The sequence below is a fragment of the Thalassotalea sp. G2M2-11 genome, assembly GCF_017168195.1.
Classification (GTDB): domain Bacteria; phylum Pseudomonadota; class Gammaproteobacteria; order Enterobacterales; family Alteromonadaceae; genus Thalassotalea_E.
Genome location: NZ_JADNYL010000001.1, coordinates 1,289,769 through 1,306,461 on the forward strand (window position 1 = coordinate 1,289,769; position 16,693 = coordinate 1,306,461).

15 protein-coding genes are annotated in these 16,693 nt (G+C 38.5%); 9 read left to right on the top strand and 6 right to left on the bottom strand.

Features of this window, described 5'->3' with window-relative positions; genetic code table 11:
* Positions 1-8: 8 nt before the first annotated feature.
* The gene (locus tag IV514_RS05560) at positions 9-668 is read right to left on the bottom strand and encodes a sulfotransferase family protein (RefSeq protein ID WP_206483905.1); all 660 of its coding nucleotides are present in this window, start codon (positions 666-668) and stop codon (positions 9-11) included.
* 2 nt (positions 669-670) lie between these two features.
* Complete coding sequence (locus IV514_RS05565) at positions 671-1,399, bottom strand: transporter substrate-binding domain-containing protein (RefSeq protein WP_206483906.1); 729 nt, start codon at positions 1,397-1,399, stop codon at positions 671-673.
* A gap of 230 nt (positions 1,400-1,629) precedes the next feature.
* Here IV514_RS05565 and IV514_RS05570 point away from each other — a divergent pair, with 230 nt between their 5' ends.
* Both IV514_RS05570 and IV514_RS05575 read left to right on the top strand, forming a co-directional pair.
* The gene (locus IV514_RS05570) at positions 1,630-3,546 is read left to right on the top strand and encodes an ATP-binding protein (protein WP_206483907.1); all 1,917 of its coding nucleotides are present in this window, start codon (positions 1,630-1,632) and stop codon (positions 3,544-3,546) included.
* A gap of 136 nt (positions 3,547-3,682) precedes the next feature.
* Complete coding sequence (locus IV514_RS05575) at positions 3,683-4,810, top strand: response regulator (protein WP_206483908.1); 1,128 nt, start codon at positions 3,683-3,685, stop codon at positions 4,808-4,810.
* Between the two features lie 54 nt (positions 4,811-4,864).
* Here IV514_RS05575 and IV514_RS05580 read toward each other — a convergent pair whose 3' ends face one another.
* The 3 genes from IV514_RS05580 to IV514_RS05590 form a co-directional block, all read right to left on the bottom strand.
* A complete protein-coding gene (locus IV514_RS05580; RefSeq protein WP_206483909.1) occupies positions 4,865-5,638 on the bottom strand; it encodes a ribonuclease H family protein in 774 nt (257 codons plus the stop codon).
* An 8-nt stretch (positions 5,639-5,646) separates the two neighbouring features.
* Positions 5,647-6,438: a prolipoprotein diacylglyceryl transferase gene (lgt, locus tag IV514_RS05585; RefSeq protein ID WP_206483910.1), complete on the bottom strand. Its 792-nt coding sequence runs from the start codon at positions 6,436-6,438 to the stop codon at positions 5,647-5,649.
* Between the two features lie 63 nt (positions 6,439-6,501).
* Positions 6,502-7,407, bottom strand: a complete 906-nt coding sequence (locus tag IV514_RS05590; protein ID WP_206483911.1) for a prenyltransferase — start codon at positions 7,405-7,407, stop codon at positions 6,502-6,504.
* A gap of 103 nt (positions 7,408-7,510) precedes the next feature.
* On the opposite strand from IV514_RS05590, the gene IV514_RS05595 reads away from it, so the two are divergent.
* Entirely contained in the window at positions 7,511-8,428 is a 918-nt protein-coding gene (locus tag IV514_RS05595) for an aldo/keto reductase (protein WP_206483912.1), read from the top strand.
* A gap of 58 nt (positions 8,429-8,486) precedes the next feature.
* Here the strand turns inward: IV514_RS05595 and IV514_RS05600 are convergent, their stop codons facing one another.
* Positions 8,487-9,077, bottom strand: a complete 591-nt coding sequence (locus IV514_RS05600; protein WP_206483913.1) for a carboxymuconolactone decarboxylase family protein — start codon at positions 9,075-9,077, stop codon at positions 8,487-8,489.
* A gap of 187 nt (positions 9,078-9,264) precedes the next feature.
* Between IV514_RS05600 and IV514_RS05605 the strand changes: the two genes are divergently transcribed.
* The 6 genes from IV514_RS05605 (at position 9,265) to IV514_RS05630 (ending at position 16,681) form a co-directional block, all read left to right on the top strand.
* Positions 9,265-9,810: a MarR family transcriptional regulator gene (locus IV514_RS05605; protein ID WP_206483914.1), complete on the top strand. Its 546-nt coding sequence runs from the start codon at positions 9,265-9,267 to the stop codon at positions 9,808-9,810.
* A gap of 233 nt (positions 9,811-10,043) precedes the next feature.
* The gene (locus IV514_RS05610; protein WP_206483915.1) at positions 10,044-11,888 is read left to right on the top strand and encodes a PAS domain S-box protein; all 1,845 of its coding nucleotides are present in this window, start codon (positions 10,044-10,046) and stop codon (positions 11,886-11,888) included.
* Between the two features lie 229 nt (positions 11,889-12,117).
* Entirely contained in the window at positions 12,118-13,329 is a 1,212-nt protein-coding gene (locus IV514_RS05615) for a lytic murein transglycosylase (protein ID WP_206483916.1), read from the top strand.
* A 100-nt stretch (positions 13,330-13,429) separates the two neighbouring features.
* Positions 13,430-15,100 carry a glutamine--tRNA ligase gene (gene glnS, locus IV514_RS05620; RefSeq protein ID WP_206483917.1) on the top strand — a complete coding sequence of 557 codons (1,671 nt, stop codon included), beginning with the start codon at positions 13,430-13,432 and terminating at the stop codon, positions 15,098-15,100.
* A 143-nt stretch (positions 15,101-15,243) separates the two neighbouring features.
* Complete coding sequence (locus tag IV514_RS05625; protein ID WP_206483918.1) at positions 15,244-15,648, top strand: GFA family protein; 405 nt, start codon at positions 15,244-15,246, stop codon at positions 15,646-15,648.
* Between the two features lie 109 nt (positions 15,649-15,757).
* Positions 15,758-16,681 (top strand): DMT family transporter, encoded by a 924-nt coding sequence (locus IV514_RS05630; RefSeq protein WP_206483919.1) that lies wholly within the window; start codon positions 15,758-15,760, stop codon positions 16,679-16,681.
* The last annotated feature ends 12 nt before the right edge of the window (positions 16,682-16,693 follow it).

Genomic DNA, 16,693 nt, shown 5'->3' on the forward strand with positions numbered 1-16,693 from the left:
TACTTATTTTAATTTACACAATCTTGTGATGATAATGCTTGTAGATAATCTAGCGTAGTTGTTTTGCCGTTGCGGGTTGAGGCGATTTTATTCGGGTGAGATAACTCTTTCCAAGCCGTGATCTTACCGCCAATATTTAACCGGTTAAATGAGGTGATCGGTGTTGGTAGCTGTAAAAAGTCGTGTAATTGTTGAAAGCTTTCAGTTTGCGTCACAGAAAAGGTAAATAATTGCGCGGGTTTATCGGCAAAGTATTGTGTTACTTGTTGTTGGTGCTTTTGATAGCAACGAATTAAGAAATCGTCATTATTGATATTTTGCTCAGTAAAAGGAGCGAATGTTTGTTGATAGCAACGTTTGATGATTGGGTTAAAACCACCATCGTGACGGATAACATTAGCATACATGCGTTGTAATAATTGTTTGATAGAGGGCAACCACGCATTGATGTCTCTGGTTAAATAGATAAATTTGCTATCAGGGTAGTAGTTGTCTAATGTCTTAAAGTCATTAAAAACAGGAGTGTCCGCAATCACTTGTGCATGCTCGAAAGTCTGTTGCGTATAAGCAGTATGAGCAACCCGATATCCTAATGCTAAAAATTTACTACAGACACTGGTCGTGCCGGTGCGTGGTAAACCAATTATAAATATCTTTTGTTCGGCCATTGTTATCGATACACCTGTTGTTGCGCTTGTATGAGCATTTTCTCTAGCTCACCTGTTGCTTTAAGGCGTTTAATAACTTGATTAATTGGTGTTACTAATTTTTCATGTTTCTTATTGAGGTAATGAAAAAGAGACTCATACACTAAGGCTGGGTGCACCACTTTAAATTTGTCATTACCGAGTTGCTTGATCAGAAATTGCCCATCTTGAAAACTTGTTAAAGCAATATCTATATTGCCTATGGATAATTGATGAAATAATTCTCTAGTGCTATTACTGAGAGAGACATTGCTAAGCTTTTTGGTTGCATTTTCAGTATGCTTCACCCCCCTGACAACCCCAATACGATAATGCGCCAAATCTGCTGGCCTATTAATTGTAATGGAGGTGTTTTTTCGGGAAAATGCTGCCGTGGTAAAATAGTAATAAGGCGTCGGTACACGGATAACATTTGGCGTTTCTTCGCCATAGCTATAGATACGCAAAATTTCGCCATCTTTTATGCCACGGTTGGCCTCATGCTGGGCACGGTTAGCTGGTAATGGAGTAATTGAAATAGGTTGTTGTATTTGCTGATAGATTTGTGGCAGTACGATGCTGGCAACTTCTTGCTCGCCTAACTTGGCAATTGAGGCAAAGTTAAGTTTTAGTGGCTGAACATGCCCAGCCTTTGACTGACTAACGAAAAATACAGCGATAATCAGTAAACAAGATAATTTTCTTAATACCATAGCAATACATCTTTTTAACTGTCGTTTAGGCGATATTGCTTCGAGCTATATGGCTTATCCACTATTCTAATCTGGGGATTTCACTTAGCAAGCATTATTGTGGATCTCACTTTACAAAAACGTGCTGGCTGGGAATTAATTTGCAAGATGTTTGATCTCTTAGTGAGATAAACCTAATGTCATCTAGTCAGTGTGGCTAATATTTGTTCTGCAATGAAATAAGGTATCGTATGAATAGATTACTGAAAATTACTACTTTTGCTTGGTTTACCTTAATTGGTTTTATATTAGCAATTGTTGTTAGTAGCTTTGTTTTTTGGCAAGCAACATATTATGCCAACAAAGTAGGAGAAAATTGGGCGATACAACATCAAAGTATTTATCAGAAGACGAGTTTAGTTAGTCAAATTCGAGAATTGATAGGTTATGGTGGTGCTATTCATCATTTTAAAAACTATTTACTTTCAGGTGATAAAGAATTTCTAGACGATGCAAAAGCACAATTAAAATCGGTTTCAGATAAGCTTTCTCAGTACCAGCAGCTACCGATGGAGCGAAGGGAACAAGTCACTATTAATAAATTAGTCTCTTTTGTTGATGATTATTTTGCGAAGTTAATGGAAATGGAGCGTTTACAACAGCGCCAATTAACTAATATGGACTTATATAATTTAGACGCGATAGAGGCTTTGAAAGAGCTTGAAAACTACTTAAGTGGGCGTCAAGTAAAGAACAGCAATGAGCTATTTGACACTATCGATAATGTATTGATCTCGATCTTAAAATCGGGAACCTTTGCCATATTGTTATTACTATGCTTTGCAGGCAGCGTAGTTTGGTATTTTCGATGCAAACTTATCAATCCTATTACCGCCATACAGCAGGCAATTAAATCGTTTAAGCAACGTGATGTTTTTGACTATCATCCGATAGTCTATGAAGGGGCGATACCAACTGAAATTGAAGAGTTAATGCAGGTGATTAATGAGTTTACTCAAGCCATTATTAATCATCAACAACAGCAAAAGGTTGTGCAAAAGCAGCTGAGTAAGAGTGAGCTATTTTTAAAAACCATCTTTCAGAACGCTGCTGAAGGGATCATAGTGGTCAATGAAAAAGGCATTATTCAAAAGTTTAATAATGCAGCTGGATATTTTTTTAATTATCAAGCGAGTGAAGTGATTGGCCAAAATGTCGCATGTTTACTTTCAGGCTATGGAAAATCTCAAGTAACAGAGTTTCTTGCCGGTGAACTCGATATTCCCTTTTCTAAGAGCATTATTAAAAGTAACGAATTAGTCGCGGTAAAAAAAGATGGCAGTGAATTTCCAATATCGATAGGTGTTAATGAAATTAAAGTGGATAAAGAGCTCAGTTATTGCGCCATTATTAGAGATTTAACCAAAGATAAACAACGAGAAAGCCGACTTAGGCAGTTAGCTGAATCTGCAGAACAAGCTAATCAAGCTAAATCTCAATTCTTATCGTCAATGAGCCATGAATTACGTACCCCCCTTAACGCTATTTTAGGCTTTGCGCAGCTATTATCACAGGATGAACAAGGGTTAACAGAAGAACAAAATGACAATGTTAAGCAAATATTAACGGCTTCACGTCATTTACTTTCATTGATTAATGAAATATTAGATTTAGCGCAGATTGAGTCGGGCAAAATGACTTTTGCTTTGAAAGCTATAGACACTAACCATTGGTTAACAGAGTGTATCCAGTGGGCGAATGGTTTGGCTTTAGGTAAAAATATTACTATCAGTGATCAAAGTACTGCTGGTTTGCCTAGTATCATAATCGATCCTCTACGTGGCAAACAGGCGCTGCTAAATATCTTGTCAAATGCTATAAAATATAATTGTAATGATGGGAGCGTAACAGTCACGACAGAACTTATTGATAACGATTACCTACGTATTAGTGTCGCTGATACGGGCGTAGGAATTTTACAAACAGATAAACAAGTTATTTTTGAACGCTTTGAACGCCTTTCATTTGATAATTCGTCGATAGAAGGTACAGGGCTCGGGTTAGCTTTGACTAAACAAATTGTTGAAGGTATGGGGGGACAGATTGATTTTAATTCTACGCCAGAAGTAGGAACTAAGTTTTGGATAGATTTGCCAATAGCTAAATAATGGATTTTCTAAAAACTAATAGCAACTTATCCAGAGCTGACTATAGTCATTAGTAAGGTAAGAAGTTTCTACTGAATACTTTAGGTGAAGTTGCTACTAAATAATTGCTAGTACCAGTAATTAATGGGAGTGTGTTGTGTTAAATGAACATTATATTGTTATTGTTGATGACGAAGCTGCCAACAGGAAGTTGCTTGAACGGTTTTTAAAAAATGATTACTCGACCTTGAGTTTTGATAGTGGTGAAGCATGTTTAGCAAGTATGAGGCATGATATTTCATGTACTTTTTTACTTGATGTAAGAATGCCCGGAGGCATGGATGGCTTTGAGTTATGTGAAAGAATTAGAGAACAACCGCAGTTTCAAGATTCAGTGATATTTTTTCTAAGTGCTATGGACAGTGTGGATGAAAAAATGAAAGGCTATGAAGCTGGCGCTGATGACTATATTGTCAAGCCTATCGAACTCCCTGAATTGCAGGTAAAAATCAAACAAGCGATAGAGTATCGACAGCAGCTTGCTAGCCAATATGAGCAAACACAAAATGCCATGCAAATTGCTATGACCTCCATGACCAATAGTGGTGAGATAGGTGAACTAAATAACTTCTTAAATAATTTACAACATCAAAAGTCATACGAAAGTTTGTGTGAGCATACATTAACAACATTACAAAATTTTGAACTGAACGCCGTTTTACAAATACGCACGAAAAATGAAGATATAACACAAAGCACCTCTGGTAAAGTGAATGAAATAGAAGAGAGATTGATGGCTCAAGCTGAGGGGCTTGGTCGAATATATAGCTTTGGCAACCGCTGTTTATTTAATTTTGATCAAGCTTCTATTTTGGTTCGCCGAATGCCCGATGATGAAGATAAAGCAGGTCGATACCGTGATCACTTAGCGTCATTACTCAATGGTGTTGAAGCTAGAATGCAATCTTTGGCTACAGAATTGATATTGGAGCAGCAAAAGCAACATAGTGTTGTCAAAGCACTTAATTTAACCCATCAATCACTTAGTGAGATTTTAGCTGATCTTAAATCACATGATGTGAAAGTCAGTGGTTTATTCGAATATATGAGCGAAGAAATGGATATGGCATTTTCCTACTTAGACTTAAATGAGGAACAGGAAGAGTACCTAAAAGAAATTTTTATTAAAAATAAAACAAAAATCAACACGTTACTTAATAATGCTCATCAAATAGAGCAGAAGTTTGAGTCATTAAGTGAACAATTGAAGTCGACGCTTTCCTAATAATAGTAAGCTTTATAAAGCACACCTGATGAGTGTGCTTTATATTTGCATTTATTAACCCGATGGCATGGCTAGTATGTTGGCAATATCGATTTTTTCTTTATATTGCACAAAACCAGTTTCTTGCTGCATACGGGCATACACCGCCATGCGATCAGCGAGTTCATTACCTTCAATATCGGCATGTCCTTTAACATGCGTGATGATCAGTTTAGCTTTTAAGGCTAAGTAGAGTTGATAACAAGCTTGGACTAACTCAGGGTTTTTAATCGCTTGACCATCGGCTTTCTTCCAGCCTTTTTTTTGCCAGCCTGCTGCCCACTTAGTAATACAATCGATAGAGTATTTAGAGTCTGACAGTACCTGAACCTGTTTTCCTTGATTGATGTATAGTTGGCCTAATTTTAAAGCTTCAAGCAAGCCATTAAGCTCAGCGGTATTATTGGTGCCATTAGGGTGATATAAGCCGTACCAAAGCTCAGATAATTGCTCTTTCTGGTAGACAGCAATCCCTGTACCTGATTTACCTGGGTTAGGTGAACATGCGCCATCACTATAAATATTTATATCGGCATGATTGCTCACTTGGCGAGATTTTTGACTACTTACACTGCTTTTTTTATCCGTATTACTATTTCCTTTCGTTAATGAACGCTTCATTAAGGCTTTAGTGTATGTCTGTGTAAACGCTGCTTGTGCTTCTGCTTGACTGGGAAATCCCATATATTGTGCATCTGCTCGGCCAGCTGTTAATTGCTGAACTTGGGGCCAGTTATCAAAGATGCCGGTTTGCGCACCTTTCCATATTACGTAATATTTTTTTGCCATTAATGGTATTACCTAGTCTCAGTTTTGACTGATTTCAATGACCACACAATCAGCGTTACACCTATTAAGAAAAAGGGAATACTGAGCATTTGTCCGGTATTAAGTGAGGCTTGTATTTGATAAGCCGCTTGTTGTTGTTTGAAAAATTCAATGATAAACCGTGCGCTAAATGTCATCACTAAGAATATGCCAAGCAGCATACCTTGATGATTTTTTGCTTTGGTGGTGCGGTAAATGATCGTGAGCACGATAAAAATGAATGCATAGGCCACAGCTTCATATAATTGCGCAGGGTGGCGAACAATATTATCAATGCGAGCAAAAACAATGCCCCAAGGTACATCGGTTTGCTTACCTAATATTTCGGCATTGACAAAGTTTGCACTTCTAACAAAAATGCCGAATAGCGCGGTGGCAATGGCTAAACGGTCAAGTAACCAAATAAAGCTAAATGGATTTTTTCTGCAATAGAGGTAAGTGCCTATAATCGCACCTAAACCGCCACCATGGCTGGCTAGCCCACCTTCCCAGATGGCGAAAATTTTCAGTGGATTGGCCAGATAATATTGGGGATCATAAAATAAACAGTGGCCGAGTCTAGCACCAACTATCACACCAATTACTACGTAGATTAATAAATTATCTAAGGATTCAACATTTTGTTTTTCTTGTTGAAATATCCATTTCATCAAATATAAACCCGCAAAAATTGCGCTGGCGAACAAAGCGCCGTACCAGTGAATAGAAATTGGACCAATGGATAGTAAAACTGGATCGACATTCCAAATAAAGTGTTGCACACAAAACCTTATTAACTAAGCAAATTAACAATGCCCGCTAATATAGCAGGCTGATCTCCAGTTTTATAGAGGTGAATAGTGAAATAAAATAACGCTAATAATGATGGGGGTTAGGTTAGCGGCAATAGCATTGAATGCCAGATAATGCGGCTGTGTTGCAATATTGTTTTTGAGCTTAGTCATGCCGTAGAGCGATATTGCTGACAATGACATTGGTACAATAGCGACTAACAACAGCTTAGGTAATCCCAATAGCAAAACTGCTATCAACAGAAAAACAATCGCTAACAATGAAAAACCAGCGTAAACCCAGTTACTGATGTTGACACCAAATTGAATCGGGAAGTGGCGTCTGCCAGCTTGTTTATCTGCTTCAATGTCAGGGTATTGATTAAGTAATAGTAAATTATTGATCAGTAAAAAGGGGATGATTAACAAAATAATATGCTGTGTCATAACATTATGGGTTAAGACAAAGTAGCTACCAAATGGAATTAACACGCCTAATCCTAATCCTGGAGCAATAAGGCAAGCAAAAGGCGACTGGTTAAGGTGTGAGGTATAGAAGTAGATAATAGCAATACCAAGTAAACCGACTGGAATAATGATAAGGCCAATTTGATAGGCAAAGTATAGCCCAATGCAAAAAGTCAGTGATAGAGATAAATAAGCAAGGCGATTAACGCGTTGTGCTAATGCGGGGTGTTTAACCAATAAACCACTGCCACCACTAAAAGGGGTGCGTTTCGTGTTGCTGTCTAAACCACTTTGATAATCTTGATATTCATTAAAACAATTCACTGAAATAAGTGCTAAAACAGCACCGATAAGTGCGAGGGTGAGTGTATCAGCATTAACTGCTTGCCCTTCGAAAGCCGCAATTGCTGCACCATAACAGACGCAAATTGGCGCTAGAAATAAAAAGGGGGGACGAATAGCAGGAATGATTGAAAAAATATTATTTTGCACGTTAACAACTTCTATCGATATTTCTAACCATTATAGAGAACAACTATGCTTAGTTGTCAAAGACTTGTTATATTGAGAGAAAATTTATTGAGATGGCTCGATTATGGAATACATATCAAATTCACAATTTACATTAGACAGTTCACGGTTAATTTATGGCTGTATGCGTATTACTGGGGATAATAGTGAAGCTGACCGTAACAAAGGAAAACTGGCGGTGCGGGCTGCCATTGAGGCAGGGTATAATCATTTTGACCATGCTGATATTTACGGCAAGGGTGAAAGTGAGTTGTTATTTGGTGAGTTATTAAAAGAATCACCACAATTGCGTGAACAAATGATCATCACTTCAAAAGCCGGGATCCGCCCCAGAGCTAATAGTGGTGATTATGCCCCCACTCATTATGATTTTAGTCAAAAGTATCTGCTGGAAAGTGTTGAGGGCTCATTACAGCGCTTAGGCATAGAACAACTAGACATGTTTTTACTTCATCGACCTGATTACTTAATGGATGCTGATGAAGTAGCAGAAACGTTTGCTATTTTAAAAGCCAGCGGCAAAGTTAAAGCATTTGGTGTCAGTAATTTTACCGCTTCTCAGGTGAATTTATTACGTGATAAAATGTCGATGCCATTAGTGGCGAATCAAGTGGAAATCAATATCCATAATGTAGATGCTTTTCACAATGGTGTCTTAGATCAATGCCAGCAACATAATATAATGCCAATTGCTTGGTGTCCTCTTGGCGGTGTCGCCTATTCTGCGTGGGGAAATACCTTCAGCATTGAAGATGAGCAGCGCATTGAAAATGAATTGAATAAGCAAGCTGAAAAATATCAATGCCAACCATGGCAAGTGGTATTAGCCTGGTTACTGCGTCATCCTGTTGGTATCTCGCCTATTGTGGGTTCGACCAACCCTGAGCGCATTAAAGCGGCAAAGGTTGCATTATCGTTAGCTTATTCAAGAGAAGACTGGTATCGACTATTTGAAGCGAGAAACGGTGAAGCAGTGCCTTAGGTATGTAATCGCGGCGTAATTGAGACTTCACCATTGTCTATCGCGCATTCGATAATGTTTATGTGTGTTTGCCGCGGGTCCAACTTGATTGCGAGAGTAATCTTTCTCCCGCATCTACTGCACCATCTTCCATGGTGGTGCCCATTGAGTCATTCCAACGATTTAAAAAGCCAAATAAAGAGATAACACCTAATATTTCTACAATTTCACCCTCATCCCAGTATTGGTGTAGTGCATCTGCAATTTCACTATCGACCGCATTGGGCACACTTGACGCTGCTAGGGCAAACTCAAAGGCAGCTTTTTCTGCTGTGCTATATAAATCACTGGTGCGAAATGACCATATTTCAGCTAAGCGTTCAGCACTACCACCATAACGTTCAGCAGCTAGGATAGTATGAGCTTCACAATAACGACAGCCAGTATTGGCACTGGTTAAATAACCAATTAAACGCTTTTGTTCAGCTGTTACTCGGCCTTCATTTGCCATCACGGCTTTGTTTAGGTTGATAAAAGCTGTAGCGATTGCTGGACGGCGTTGCATTGTGAGCACGCTATTGGGGCAAAAACCAAGTGTTTCATTAAAAAACTTTGCAAGTTCAGCAACTTCCACATTTTCGTCGCTAGCAAGCGGGGTAACTAAAGGCATGATATTCTCCAATTTATGGTCACTAAGATAATTTTACTGTACGCCAAAAATGTTGCATATGCAACATCTTGGTTGTTATGTATCAGCTAACACTTTATTTATTAATAAAAAATGCTAAAGTTTGATTAAAATAATGCTTTAAAAAGGCAAGAAAATTAAACAGTCAGCACGTAGTCAAGCTTTTCAATTGACGGATACATTAGACAACCCACTCGATCTTTCTCAACATTTACCATTTCGTATTGCGGTGGTGAGTAATTTATTAGCACTCAATCGTGATTGGAAAATTCGTAATTTATCGTCATTAGATCCACGTGAAATGCGAGTATTAATCAATATTGGTTCTTATATGCCAATTAAATCAGCGGATATTGCATACCAGTCTCGCTTAGATTCTTATACCGTAAGTCGTGCAGTGAAAAAGCTGTTAGCAGAAGGATTAATTAGTGCACAAGCCGATCAGCATAAGAAAAATGTGAAAAATCTTGTGCTAACAGAGCAAGGGCGAGTACTTTACCAACAATTGAACAGTGCAATGGATAAGCGAGCTAAACAACTCGAAAGCGTATTTTCTACCGCTGAACTGACTTTGTTCTATCAAATGTTAGAAAAAATAGAGCATAAATCTGAGCAAATATTGGCAGAGCAAGCCCGAGAGTTAATGGATCTGGGATTAGAAGCGCCTGCGGATCAAAAAGAACTGATCCGTTGGTATAAAAAAAGTGCTTTGTAGTTGAGAAGCTCAGCTTTCGAGGGAATGAATGTTTAATAAGAATATTTTTGATTGGTATCAATAATATACTCATCTAAGCAGCTATACTATATTTGTGACAATTATTGCTAGTGGTAATGTTTTTTCAAGCTGCCAAGCTAGGGATGATATTAAGCGGTAGTTGAACAACATATAAATGTGTGTTGTGCGCTATTGTTTGACTTGAGCACATTCAAGCATGGAGGTCATCATTAATGAGCAAGCTTTTTCAAATTCTGATATTTGTTTATTTGTCGCTGTGCAGTAAAGTGATCGCTCAACCAGCTAATCATTTCTTTTCTATTTTTGATAATCACAGTGCCGTTATGTTGCTTATTTCGCCAGATAGCGGCGATATTGTCAGGGCTAATCAGGCAGCTAGCCAATTCTATGGATATCCCAAAGCGCATTTTAAAAAGCTTAATATTAGCGATATTAATATGTTAAGTACCGAGCAAGTTTCACAAGAGCTCAAAAGAGCAGATAAAGAGCAGCTCGAGTTTTTTATCTTTCGTCATCAAACCTCTGGTGGTGAGGTCAAAACAGTAGAAGTGTACACTAATCCTATTGTTATTGAGGGGCAGTCATTACTTTTCTCGATCATTGTTGATATCTCAAATCAACGCCAGCTTAAAGAGGAGTTATGGCACTATCAATCTAATTTAGAACAATTAGTCGATAAGAAAGTTGCTGAAATAGATAAGACAAATCGACAATATCAGTTGTTACAGGTATTCAGCATTATTTTTCTACTTTTGATTGCCGGAATTTTGCTGTACTTACTTCAACGAAAAAAACAGTTAGAAGAAATGCAATATCAATTGGCACAAATCGTCGAACAAAGCCCTGTATCAATTGTGACTACCGATCTTGTCGGGCATATAACCTATATTAATCGAAAATTTTTGAGCGAATCTGGCTACACAGCCGAAGATGTGATCGGCAAAAACCCTCGAGTGTTAAAGTCAGGAGCAATGAATGAAAATGTCTACAAAGACTTATGGCAAACCATTACTAAAGGACAGCATTGGGAGGGAGATTTTCATAACCTCCGAGCCAGTGGTGAAATCTATTGGGAACGGGCTCATGTCTATCCGTTAAGAAATAAGCGGGGCATTATTACTAGTTATGTGGCGATAAAAGAGAATATTACAAAAAGAAAAGAAGACGAAAAAGAGCTCAGACTAGCCTCAACAGTGTTTCAAACAGCAACCGAGGCTGTGATGATCACTGATGCTAATAATTATATTGTGGCGGTGAATGATGCTTATAGCGAAATTACGGGGTATCGTGAAGAGGAAGTGATAGGAAAAAACCCGAAAATTTTAAGTTCGGGTCACCATGATAAAGAGTTTTATCAAACTATGTTCTCTGAATTAGAAAAAAATGGTTGTTGGCAAGGGGAAGTGTGTAATCGTAAAAAAAGTGGGGAAGCCTATTATGAATGGCTATCCATTACCCAAATCAAGGATGAAGAAGGTAAACTAGAGGCACATGTGGCATTATTTAGTGATATTACCAAACGTAAGAAAAATGATGATGAAATGTATCGTCAGGCAAATTTTGATGCCTTAACTGGTTTAGTAAATCGCAACCTGTTCATGAATCTGTTCTCCCAAATGTTAGAACTGGCTCATCGAGATCAACGTAATGTTGCTTTGTTTTTTATTGATCTCGATGGTTTTAAACAAGTGAATGACACCTTAGGGCATGCTTTTGGTGATCTATTGCTGCAGCAAGTGGCCAAACGCCTAACAGAATCGGTAAGAAAATCAGATACAGTTGCTCGTTTAGGTGGTGATGAATTTGCAGTGATCCTTTCTGAAAATGATCATATTACCGTTATTGAATATATCGCTAATAAGATCAGACAAGTATTATCGACCCCTTTTATGCTAAAAGGCCACGAGGTAAAAATTTCAGCGTGTATTGGAATTGCCTTATATCCAGAACAAGGAAACGATGTCGATGAACTACTAACATTTGCTGACAGCGCAATGTATGAAGCGAAAGCGACAGGGCGTAATAAATATGTTGTCTATCAAGATAAAAGACAATAGCGACTTATTTACTTAGGAGTAGTCACATCGGTTAAATGACAATGTTCAAATGTATAGGAGAAACAAGTTACTTTAGCCCAAATCACCATTTCATTCTTAACTTTGCCATAAGAAAGCCGCCAAATTTTGGTCATAGCACTTGTTATCTGTATAACTCATTATATGATGGAGCTATCTGGTAAACAAAAGTGTAACCATGAAGTAGTTATCATAGATAGGATAGGGTTTTATGACTCAATTTGTTGTACGAGCGATGCGAACTTTCGCTTTTTCGGTATTAAGTTTTTCTCCATTTACCTTTGCCAATATTGACACTGATGCTTTTAGTCAATGTCAGCAACGTTTTGAACAGCGTGCCGTCGCTCAGGAATTTTCTTCAGATATTCTTTCTATTATTCAAGATTTATCACCGGTTCAGCGCGTGATAACGCTAGATAAGCGCCAACCTGAGTTTGCGCAAAGTTTTGCGCAATATGTAAAAAAACGGGTCAGCCAATATCACATTAACAAGGGCAGACAATTACTTAAATCTCATAAAAAATTACTGGCGCAACTACAACAACAGTATCACATTCCGCCACAATACTTAGTGTCATTCTGGGGCTTAGAAACTGTATTTGGCAAGCATAAAGGTAAGATGCCGATATTAAATTCATTAGCGACGCTAGCGTGTGATCAACGTCGCAGTGAATACTTTACTGGAGAATTATTTACGCTATTTCGTTTAATTGACCAAGATGTGGTAACAAAAGAGCAGTTAAAAGGCTCGTGGGCTGGGGCTATGGGGCATATGCAGTTTATGCCAAGCGCACTAAAAAAATATGCGGTTGATGGCGACAACGATGGTAAAATTGATGTATGGCAAAGTGAAATCGACGCGTTAACCAGCGCTGCTAATTACTTGCACCAAATAGGGTGGCAAGGCAATGAGCGTTGGGGACGTGAAGTATTATTACCTGATGATTTTGATTTTAGCGCCATAGAGTTCGATACTCGCTATCCATTAGCAACATTTGCCCAAATGGGAGTGAAGCAAACCAATGGTCAGCCATTACCCCAATATAAAACGCAAGCAGAGCTAGTGTTACCTAACGGTCATCAAGGCCATGCATTTTTGGTTTATCAGAATTTTTCTGTGATCATGAAGTGGAATTTATCTAAAAATTACGCCTTGTCGGTGGGGATCCTTGCGGATAAATTAGTCGGCGCTAAAGGGGTTCGTTCTTTAGCTAATGCTCAGCCTTTACCCTATAGCCGTACTCAATTAGAAAAGTTACAAGCAAGGCTAAACGAACTGGGGTTTAATACTGGAGAGCCTGATGGTATTTGGGGACCTAATAGTCGTAAAGCTATCCGCGAATTTCAACTGAAACAGAACTTAGTGGCCGATGGTTTTCCGAACACAGAAGTATTTAAGCATCTTGGCTTATTGCAAAGTTAAGTTTTGACTATAAAAAGCGATTTTGTTGCTATTCTCGTTGAAAAAACTTGATATAATGCCGCGCAATTACATTTAGATATATTTACTTGAGGTTCTGTGGATGTCGGAAGCTGAAAACCGTCCTACTAATTTTATACGCCAAATAATTGATGCCGATCTGGAAAATGGTAAACATACCAGTGTGCAGACGCGTTTTCCACCTGAGCCTAATGGCTATTTGCATATTGGTCATGCCAAGTCTATTTGCTTAAATTTTGGAATTGCACAAGATTACAACGGTTTATGTAATCTACGCTTTGATGATACTAATCCAGAAAAAGAAGATATCAATTACGTTAATTCGATCAAAGAAGACGTGCAATGGCTTGGTTATCAATGGGCGGGTGATATTCACTATTCTTCTGATTATTTCGACCGTTTATATGGCTATGCGGTTGAATTAATTGAAAAAGGGTTAGCTTATGTTTGTTTCCTTAATGCTGAACAAACTCGTGAATATCGTGGAACCTTGAAACAACCGGGCAAAAATAGTCCGTACCGTGATACCTCGCCGGAAGAAAACTTAGCTTTATTTGAAAAAATGAAGAAAGGTGAGTTTAAAGAAGGTGAATGTGCACTGCGCGCGAAAATTGATATGGCGTCTAGCTTTATGTGTATGCGTGATCCGGTGATTTATCGCGTGAAGTTTGCTCATCATCATCAAACGGGCGACAAGTGGTGCATTTATCCAATGTATGACTTTACCCACTGTATTTCTGATGCTATCGAGAACATTACTCATTCGTTATGTACCCTAGAATTTCAGGATAACCGTCGTTTATATGATTGGGTGATAGACAATATTTCAATTGAATCGCGCCCACGACAATATGAATTTTCACGTTTAAACCTTGAATATACCGTGATGAGTAAGCGTAAGTTAAATTTACTGGTGACAGAAAAACTCGTCGATGGCTGGGATGATCCACGTATGCCAACGATTGCAGCGTTTCGTCGTCGTGGTTATACACCAGCGTCTTTACGTGAGTTTACTAAGCGTATTGGCGTGACGAAAATGGATAATACCGTTGAAATGAGTGTGTTAGAGGCTTGTATTCGTGAAGATTTGAATGACAATGCACCTCGCGCTATGGCGGTACTCGACCCGATTAAATTAGTGATTGAAAACTACCCAGAAGGGCAAGTAGAGCAATTGACTGTGAAAAATCACCCGAGTGATGAGAGCCAAGGCACACGTATCGTACCATTTTCAAAAGAGTTATACATTGAAGCAGAAGATTTCAGAGAAGAAGCCAATAAGAAATACAAGCGCTTGGTTTTAGATAAAGCTGTCCGTTTACGCGGCGCTTATGTGGTGACGGCTACTCGATGCGATAAAGATGAAAATGGTAACATCACAACGGTTTATTGCCAGTATGATGAGAATACCTTAGGCAAAAATCCAGAAGATGGTACTAAGCCTAAAGGTGTGATCCATTGGGTCAGTGCAGAGCAAAGTTTAAATGCAACAGTACGTTTATATGATCGCTTATTTACTGTGCCAAATCCGGCAGCAGCAGAAGATTTTCATGCAGTAATGAACCCTGAGTCATTAGTCACTATTGAACACGCTAAAGTCGAACCTTATTTAGCACAAGCTAAGCCTGAGCAAGCATTTCAGTTTGAGCGCCAAGGGTATTTTTGTTTAGATAACAAAGAAGCGAGCCAAGACAATTTAGTGTTTAACCGCACGGTTGGCTTGCGTGATACTTGGGCAAAAATCTCAGGTTAAGTAATTTTTTATCGATAGCTAAAAACGCGTGTTAATCATTAGCACGCGTTTTTTTTATCATCAATATAAAAAGCAGTGATTCGTCAATTTAATGATTAGCTTTTACACTGTAACCTATCGTGTATTCGTTAAAGGAAGCTAATATGAAAGGTAGTTGTCTCTGCGCTAAAGTTACTTATCAAATTGACCCCCCATTTCAGGTTTTTCAGTATTGCCATTGCTCGCGTTGTCGCAAGTTTACCGGTTCAGCTCATGCTGCCAATATTTTTGTTGAACCCGATAAATTGACTTGGCTGAGTGGCCAAGAATACCTTGGACGTTATGAACCTGAAGATACTAAGTATTTTGCCACTTGTTTTTGTAAATCATGTGGTAGTTCACTACCTTGGTTGGCCAAACAAGGTAAAACTTACGTTATTCCTGCTGGCACTCTTGATGAAGACCCTAAGATCAGGCCTCAGCAAAATATATTTTGGCAATCAAAAGCTTGTTGGTATAAAGAGACTCAACAATTACCTAAGCATGATGAACTACCTCCGCGCAGCTAATACAACAGCAAAAATAAACTGTATAGTATCGCTGAGGGCAATTTTGTAGCTATTCGATAGTGGAGAATTGCTTTAATCTGAAGCTATCTTTTCATCTATAGCTATCATTATGCTGAAAAAATTTATTCCGTTTATCTTTGTGCTTTTGTGGAGTACCGGTTTTATTGGCACTAAGTTAGGTTTGTTTTATGCCTCTGCTGGCGATTTTCTTACCTTAAGAAGCTTAGCTAATGTTGCTATTTTTATTGTGTTATTGCTGATTTTTAAGCAAAACAAGTTAAATAAAGTGCAAATTTTTCACGCGATGGTAACAGGGTTGTTGATCCACTGTGCTTATCTTGGCGGTGTCTATAGCGCTATTAGTTACGGTATTCCAGCGGGACTAACCGCGATTATTGTCGGTTTGCAGCCGCTACTAACCAGTATCTTAGCCATTTTTATTTTTCATTCTCGCTTATCGATCATCCAATGGTTAGCGCTTGTATTTGGCTTAATAGGCTTGTCATTAGTCGTTTCTGGTGGATTAAGCTTAGATAATGTGTCAGCAGGCGCTTTAGTTTTTACTTTTGTTGCGTTATTGGGGATCACGATAGGCACACTTTATCAAAAACGTTTTTGTCAAAATCAGCCATTATTACCTTCTGTTTGCTGGCAGTATATTGCCAGCTTATTGGTATTTGTGCCTATGGCATTATTTGATGGCGGTCAGCCGGTGATCTGGCATCCTGAGTTTATTGCAAGCCTTGTCTGGTTAGTTGTGATGTTATCGGTGGTGGCGATTTTACTGTTGATGTATATGGTGGAACAAGGAGACGCATCTAAGGTGACAAGTTACTTTTATTTAGTACCGCCTGTGACAGCGATTCAGGCATGGTTGCTGTTTGATGAGGCATTAACTGTGCAAAGTATGATGGGTATGTTGTTATGTGCGATCAGTGTCTATTTTGTTATTCATCCTAAATTTGCCAAAGTGGTAATAGTGACTCAAAAAGAAAGTGAACAAGATGAAAATAGCCAGTCAACAGCAAGCTAATCATAGCGCTAA

Bases quoted from the DNA above. Each gene is read 5' to 3' on its own strand.
- IV514_RS05560 (WP_206483905.1), bottom strand. From the start codon at position 668: ATGGCCGAACAAAAGATATTTATAATTGGTTTACCACGCACCGGCACG.
- IV514_RS05565 (WP_206483906.1), bottom strand. From the start codon at position 1,399: ATGGTATTAAGAAAATTATCTTGTTTACTGATTATCGCTGTATTTTTC.
- IV514_RS05570 (WP_206483907.1), top strand. From the start codon at position 1,630: ATGAATAGATTACTGAAAATTACTACTTTTGCTTGGTTTACCTTAATT.
- IV514_RS05580 (WP_206483909.1), bottom strand. From the start codon at position 5,638: ATGGCAAAAAAATATTACGTAATATGGAAAGGTGCGCAAACCGGCATC.
- IV514_RS05595 (WP_206483912.1), top strand. From the start codon at position 7,511: ATGGAATACATATCAAATTCACAATTTACATTAGACAGTTCACGGTTA.
- IV514_RS05600 (WP_206483913.1), bottom strand. From the start codon at position 9,077: ATGCCTTTAGTTACCCCGCTTGCTAGCGACGAAAATGTGGAAGTTGCT.
- IV514_RS05610 (WP_206483915.1), top strand. From the start codon at position 10,044: ATGAGCAAGCTTTTTCAAATTCTGATATTTGTTTATTTGTCGCTGTGC.
- IV514_RS05615 (WP_206483916.1), top strand. From the start codon at position 12,118: ATGACTCAATTTGTTGTACGAGCGATGCGAACTTTCGCTTTTTCGGTA.
- glnS (WP_206483917.1), top strand. From the start codon at position 13,430: ATGTCGGAAGCTGAAAACCGTCCTACTAATTTTATACGCCAAATAATT.
- IV514_RS05625 (WP_206483918.1), top strand. From the start codon at position 15,244: ATGAAAGGTAGTTGTCTCTGCGCTAAAGTTACTTATCAAATTGACCCC.
- IV514_RS05630 (WP_206483919.1), top strand. From the start codon at position 15,758: ATGCTGAAAAAATTTATTCCGTTTATCTTTGTGCTTTTGTGGAGTACC.